Source organism: Actinoplanes sp. ATCC 53533, assembly GCF_003947245.1.
The window spans coordinates 1-6,273 of sequence record NZ_QHHV01000142.1 but is presented as its reverse complement, the minus strand read 5'-3'; the positions used below and the strand labels follow the sequence as shown (position 1 = coordinate 6,273).

Below are 6,273 nucleotides of genomic sequence, written 5' to 3'. Positions count from 1 at the left end.
CGGGCGTCGACCAGGATCAGCGCCAGGTCGGCCGTCGAGGCGCCGGTGACCATGTTGCGGGTGTACTGGATGTGCCCCGGGGTGTCGGCGATGATGAATTTGCGCCGCGGCGTCGCGAAGTAGCGGTACGCCACGTCGATGGTGATGCCCTGCTCCCGCTCGGCCCGCAGGCCGTCGGTGAGCAGCGCCAGGTTGGTGTATTCGTCGCCGCGGGCGGCGCTGACCGCCTCGACCGCCTCGAGCTGGTCGGAGAAGAGCGACTTGGTGTCGTAGAGCAGCCGGCCGATCAGGGTCGACTTGCCGTCGTCGACGCTGCCGGCGGTGGCGAACCGCAGCAGATCCATGTTGCGGGCCGGTGTGGCCTCGGGCTCCAGCACGGACTGACTCATCAGAAGTACCCTTCCCGCTTGCGGTCTTCCATGGCCGCCTCGCTGACCTTGTCGTCGCCCCGGGTGGCGCCGCGCTCGGTGATCCGGGTCGCCGCCACCTCGTCGATGACCTTGGAGACCGTGTCGGCGTCGGAGAGCACGGCGGCGGTCTGCGACGCGTCGCCGACGGTGCGGTAACGCACCTGGCGGGTCTCGACCGTCTCGCCGTCCTTGGGGACGATGAACTCGTTCACCGCGTAGAACATCCCGGCGCGCTCGACGACCTCGCGGTCGTGCGCGTAGTAGATGCTCGGCAGCGCGATCTGCTCCTTGGCGATGTAGTGCCAGACGTCCAGCTCGGTCCAGTTGGAGAGCGGGAACACCCGGATCGACTCACCGGGGTGGTGCCGGCCGTTGTAGAGCGACCACAGCTCGGGGCGCTGGTTCTTCGGGTCCCACTGGCCGAACTCGTCGCGGAAGCTGAACATCCGCTCCTTGGCCCGGGCCTTCTCCTCGTCGCGGCGGGCGCCGCCGAAGAGCGCGTCGAAGCGGTATTTCTCCACCGCCGCGAGCAGCACCGGGGTCTGGATCCGGTTGCGGGTGCCGTCCGGCAGCTCACGGACGTGGCCGGCGTCGATGGCCTCCTGCACGCTGGCGATCACCAGGTTGAGGCCCAGCTCGGCGACCCTGGTGTCGCGGTATGCCAGCACCTCGGGGAAGTTGTGCCCGGTGTCGACGTGCATGACCGGGAACGGGATGCGCGCGGGCGCGAACGCCTTCTCCGCGAGGCGCAACATCACGATCGAGTCCTTGCCACCGGAGAAGAGCAGCACCGGCCGCTCGAACTCGGCCATGACCTCGCGCATGACGAAGATGCTCTCGGCTTCGAGAGCGTCGAGATGCGAGACGCGATAGGGCTTCGTCTGGCTCATCGGATTCCAGACCTTTCGGTGTCGGCCGAACTCATCCGGGCGGTTACGGGAGGTGTCGCTGCAACGCTGCGAGCAGACGGGGCGCAAGGTCCTTGCGACAGACCACCAGATCCGGCAACTTCGGATCGGCCTGGTTGTATTTCAGCGCAGTTCCGTCGATACGGGAAGCATGCAGCCCCGTGGCCGACGCCACAGCCACCGGGGCGGCGCTGTCCCATTCGTACTGCCCGCCCGCGTGCACGTAGGCGTCCGCGTCGCCGTTGATCACCGCGGCGATCTTGACGCCGGCGGACCCCATCGGCACCAGCTCGGCGCCGATGTCCTCGGCCAGCGCGGTGACGAACGCCGGCGGGCGGGTGCGGCTGGCCGCGATCCGGATCGGGCCACCGGTCGCCGCGGCCAGGGGCAGCGGCGGGTACGCCGGCGGCTGGTCGGTGGCGAACGTCCGGTGCTGGGCCGGCATCGCCACGGCGCCGGCGGCCAGGCAGCTGGGCCGGGAACAGTCGGCCGTCCACAGGGCCACGTGCACGGCCCAGTCGGTGCGGCCCTCCTCGGAGAACTCGCGGGTGCCGTCCAGCGGGTCGATGATCCAGACCCGGGAGGCGCCGAGGCGGTCCGGGCGTACGGCGTCGTGCCGGTCGTCGTGCCACGCCACGCGGGAGTGGTCGTCCTCCTCCGACAGCACAGCGTCCGCCGGGCGCCACCGGGCCAGCTCGGCGCGCAGCAGGTCCTGCGCGGCCTGGTCACCGGCGGCCTTGAGCACCTTGCCGTCCGCATACCCCACCTCGGCGCGCACCTGGAGCAGCACCTGGCCGGCGCGGTCCGCGAGCCAGCGCGCGAACGCCGCGTCGATCACCGGTGGCGTGCCGCCGTCGGCGACGGGCTCACGCTGACCGGCTATGCGCGCCGACGTCCCTGTCTGCTCGCTCATCGCCTCGCCTCTCATAACTCAATACGCTCCGGAGGAGCGGACAACCGCCGTCATGGTCCGCAAAAGGATCACCAAGTCCAAGCTGAGCGACCAGTTCTCCACATAGCGAAGGTCCAGCCGGACCGCCTCCTCCCAGGACAGGTCCGAACGTCCGGAAACCTGCCAAAGGCCCGTCATGCCCGGCTTGACCGCTAGGCGGCGGCGCACGTCGTCGGCGTAGACGGCGACCTCCGCCGGCAGCGGCGGTCGCGGCCCGACCAGCGACATCTGCCCGGCGATCACGTTCAGCAGCTGCGGCAGCTCATCCAGGGACAGCCTGCGCAACCACCGGCCGGTCGGAGTCACGCGCGGGTCGTCGCGCATTTTGAAGAGCACACCGTCGTGCTCGTTGAGGTGCCGGAGCTCGGCCAGCCGGGCCTCGGCGTCGACGTACATGCTGCGGAACTTGAAGATGCGGAACTCGGACCCGTCACGCCCGACCCGCACCTGACGAAAGAGTACCGGCCCGCGTGAGGTCACCCGGACGCAGAGTGCGACGACTAACAGCAGCGGTCCGAAGAAGATGAGCAGGGCGAGCGCGCCGATCCGATCGACGAGGTCCTTCACGACCCGGGCGCCGCCGTGCAGCCGCGGATGCTCGACGTGCAGCATCGGCAGCCCGTCGAACGGCCGGATCGTGGTGCGCGCCCCGGCGACGTCGATGAGGGCGCTCGCCACCACCAGATCGACCTCGTCGCGTTCGAGCCGCCAGGCCAGCCGGCGCAGCGCGGCGCCGTCCAGCTCCGGGCAGCTCAGCACCACCACGGTGTCCGCGTCGGCCGCGTCGACCGCGGTCGCGACGTCGTCGAAGGTGCCGAAGACCGGCAGGTCGATGACCCCGTCGTGGTCCGGCGGCAGGCACGCGCCGACCACCTCCAGGCCGTGGTACCGCTCCCGGCGCAACTGCCTGGTGATGCCGATGACCGACAGCTCGTGGCCGACCACGATCACCCGGCGCAGCCGTTCCCCGCGAGCCCGGGCGAAGTGCAGCCGCTTGCGCAGGGCGAACCGCAGGACCACGGCGGAGACCATCGCGGTCGGCAGCGCGGCCAGGACGTAGGACCGGGCCAGATCCAGATCGAGCGCGTACGAGACGACGGCCACTCCCGCGATCAGGCCGACCCCGCCCCGGAACACCCGCTGGTACTCGTCCGTGCCGACGAACAGGAAGCGGCGCTCGTACGCCCGGCTGACCACCAGCACCGCCAGCAACGCCAGCGGCAGCAGCCCCGACAGCCACAGGTACGAGCGGTTGTAGGTGGTCACCTCGTCGCCGAAGCGCAGGCCGAAGGTCACCGCGCCCGCGGCGATGCCGGCCAGCAGGTCACACAGGACCAGGGCGCGCACGTACTGCCGCTCCCAGCGCTGGCGCCGCGACATCGCCGCGTGCCGGCCCCGGACCCGGACGAACGGCCGGCTCGCGGGCCGGACCGCCGCCGAGCGGTTGGGCTCGGCCGACCAGTGCCGCTCGACGGCCCGGTTGCGGGCCCGGTCGGTGGGGACCCGCCCGCCGGCACCGGCCAGCGGCGGCGCGTTGTCGGCGACGTCGGCTCCGGCGTCGTCGCCGGGCGGCCGGGCGGGCGATGGGATCTTGCTGTTGCGACTCCGGTACGGCAGCGGCCGGTGCGGGCGGAGTCCGTGGTTGCCGGGCGGGTGGTTGGCCGGGCCGTAGTTCTCCGGCGGCTCCGCCGGCGCCATGTCGCGACGTTGCACCGTCGGCAGCACCACCGTCGGCTCACCCAATATCGCTGCGTAGCCCCTGGAGAGTTCCTGCCGCACCCGAACCTCCCCGTACCGCGTTGTCCCCGCGCACCCGTTTGGGTGCGCTACGTGACCAACGCGCTAACCGGGGACGGCGTCACGGGATCGATAGACGGACAAAACGGCCCAAGCAATCTGTCCGTTCTGACCGTATCTCATAGAGTTCCGTGGTATTTGTTCTGGGCCCACTCCACGCCCTCGAGGACCACGGCCTCCACCACGTCCGCCGCCCGGTCCACCAGAAACTCCAGCTCCTTGCGCTCCCCGCCGGAGAAGTCCGACAACACGTAGTCGGCCGGGTCCTGCCGACCCGGCGGCCGGCCGATCCCGAACCGGACCCGGGCGTACTCCTTGCTGCCCAGCGACTTCGACATCGAACGCAGCCCGTTGTGACCGCCCTCACCACCGCCGCGCTTCACCCGCACCTGCCCGTACGGCACATCAAGCTCGTCATGTACGGCCAGCACGTTCTCCACCGGCACCTTGAAGAACTGGGCCAGCGCCACCACCGGCGCACCGGACAGGTTCATGAACGTCAACGGCTTCACCACGATCAGCTTCGGGCCGCCGAAACCCAGCCGGCCCTCCGCCGCCTCGGCCACCACCCGCTTCGGCCGGCCGAACTTGCCACCGACCCGCGACGCCAGCAGATCGGCCACCATGAAACCGACATTGTGCCGGTTGGCCGCGTACTCCCGGCCGGGATTACCCAGGCCGACCACCAGCCAGGGTGCGTCCTCGGTCATCGCCGAGCCTCCTTCAACATGGACATCGCGCCGTCGCGGTCACAACCCCGCGACGAAAACAGGGAAAGTGCCGACGGCACTTTCCCTGCGGATCGCGGTTCGTCGGGTCAGGAAGCGGCTTCCCCGCCGGCCTCGCTCGCCTCGGTGGTGGTCTCGCCCGCGTCGGCCGAGTCACCCTCGAGCTGCTCGGCGGTCTGCGCCGCGGTGACCATCGCGAGCACGAAGTCGGGGTCGACCGCCAGCTCGGTGCCCTCGGGCAGCGTCACGTCACCGGCCGTGATCTGCGAGCCGGCTTCCAGGCCCTCGATCGAGACCTCGAGGCTGCTCGGCAGGTGCATGGCCTCGGCGGTGACCGCCAGCGTGTTGGACTCGTTCACGATGAGCGTGTTACGGGCGGCCTCGCCGACCATCGTCACCGGGACGTCGACCTGGACCTTCTCGCCACGCTTGACGATGATCAGGTCGACGTGCTCGTACGTCTCCTTGATCGGGTCACGCTGGATCGCCTTCGGCAGCGCGAGCGTGGCACCGGTGCCACCGGCGACGTCGATCGTGAAGACCTGGTTGAGACCGCCGTGCCGAATCGCGGCGGCGAACTCACGCGCGGGCAGAGCGATGTGGACGGGGGCCTCGCCATGTCCGTACAGCACGGCAGGCACCAGGCCGGCCCGGCGCGTGCGGCGGGCACCACCCTTGCCGAACTCGGTACGGGGCTCGGCGCTGATCTTTACCTCGGACACGGGGAAACTCCTGAAAACGTTGGAACGGGCGGCGTGAAGAAGGTTCGGCGGGCTGCGGGCAATCGGCGCTCGGCGAAGGGGCGCGCGGGCACAGGCCCGGAGCACCGCGTCGATCACGGTGCCTCAAGCGAACTCCGCAAAACTGCAGCAGACCGCGTGGCACCCTCGCCGTGGCAACCGCACCAGCTTACCTGCCACGCCGACGGTCGAAGCGGCGGGTCCCGCCAGATCACTCACCCCGCGGAAATTTCACCCGCACGAATGCAAATTGCACGGTCCATCCAGCCACAAACCGGACAACCGGACGGCTCAGCTCAAACCGCCGAACAGGGTGGTCACCGACCCGTCATCGAAGACCTCCCGGATCGCCCGCGCCAGCAGCGGCGCGATCGACAGCACGGTGATCTTGTCAAGCTGCTTCTCCGGCGGCAGCGGCAACGTGTTGGTCACCACCAGCTCACTGATCCGGCTGTTCTTCAACCGCTCGGTCGCCGGATCGGACAACAGCGCGTGCGTCGAGGCCACGATCACATCCGCCGCGCCCGAATCGAACAGGATGTCGGCGGCCTTCGTGATCGTGCCACCGGTGTCGATCATGTCGTCGACGATCAGACAGACCCGGCCCTCGACCTCACCGACCACCCGGTTGGCCACCACCTGGTTCGGCTTCATCGGATCCCGCGTCTTGTGGATGAACGCCAGCGGACACCCACCGAGACGGTCGGTCCACCGCTCCGCCACCCGCACCCGGCCCGA

General features: G+C 70.0%; 7 protein-coding genes. All 7 read right to left on the bottom strand.

Features of this window, described 5'->3' with window-relative positions:
• A partial coding sequence (locus DMB66_RS39295) for a GTP-binding protein (protein WP_199752888.1) occupies nucleotides 1-389 on the bottom strand: 389 nt, incomplete at its 3' end.
• Nucleotides 389-1,300, bottom strand: a complete 912-nt coding sequence (gene cysD / locus DMB66_RS39290; RefSeq protein ID WP_125809207.1) for a sulfate adenylyltransferase subunit CysD — start codon at nucleotides 1,298-1,300, stop codon at nucleotides 389-391. The genes DMB66_RS39295 and cysD, both read right to left, overlap by 1 nt.
• A 43-nt stretch (nucleotides 1,301-1,343) precedes the next feature.
• Complete coding sequence (locus tag DMB66_RS39285; protein WP_125809206.1) at nucleotides 1,344-2,231, bottom strand: 3'(2'),5'-bisphosphate nucleotidase CysQ; 888 nt, start codon at nucleotides 2,229-2,231, stop codon at nucleotides 1,344-1,346.
• 18 nt (nucleotides 2,232-2,249) lie between these two features.
• Complete coding sequence (locus DMB66_RS39280) at nucleotides 2,250-3,968, bottom strand: sugar transferase (protein ID WP_125809208.1); 1,719 nt, start codon at nucleotides 3,966-3,968, stop codon at nucleotides 2,250-2,252.
• Nucleotides 3,969-4,186: 218 nt separating this feature from the next.
• The gene (gene pth, locus DMB66_RS39275; RefSeq protein WP_125809205.1) at nucleotides 4,187-4,777 is read right to left on the bottom strand and encodes an aminoacyl-tRNA hydrolase; all 591 of its coding nucleotides are present in this window, start codon (nucleotides 4,775-4,777) and stop codon (nucleotides 4,187-4,189) included.
• A 107-nt stretch (nucleotides 4,778-4,884) separates the two neighbouring features.
• Nucleotides 4,885-5,517 carry a 50S ribosomal protein L25/general stress protein Ctc gene (locus tag DMB66_RS39270; protein ID WP_125809204.1) on the bottom strand — a complete coding sequence of 211 codons (633 nt, stop codon included), beginning with the start codon at nucleotides 5,515-5,517 and terminating at the stop codon, nucleotides 4,885-4,887.
• Between the two features lie 309 nt (nucleotides 5,518-5,826).
• A partial coding sequence (prs, locus tag DMB66_RS39265) for a ribose-phosphate diphosphokinase (protein ID WP_125809203.1) occupies nucleotides 5,827-6,273 on the bottom strand: 447 nt, incomplete at its 5' end.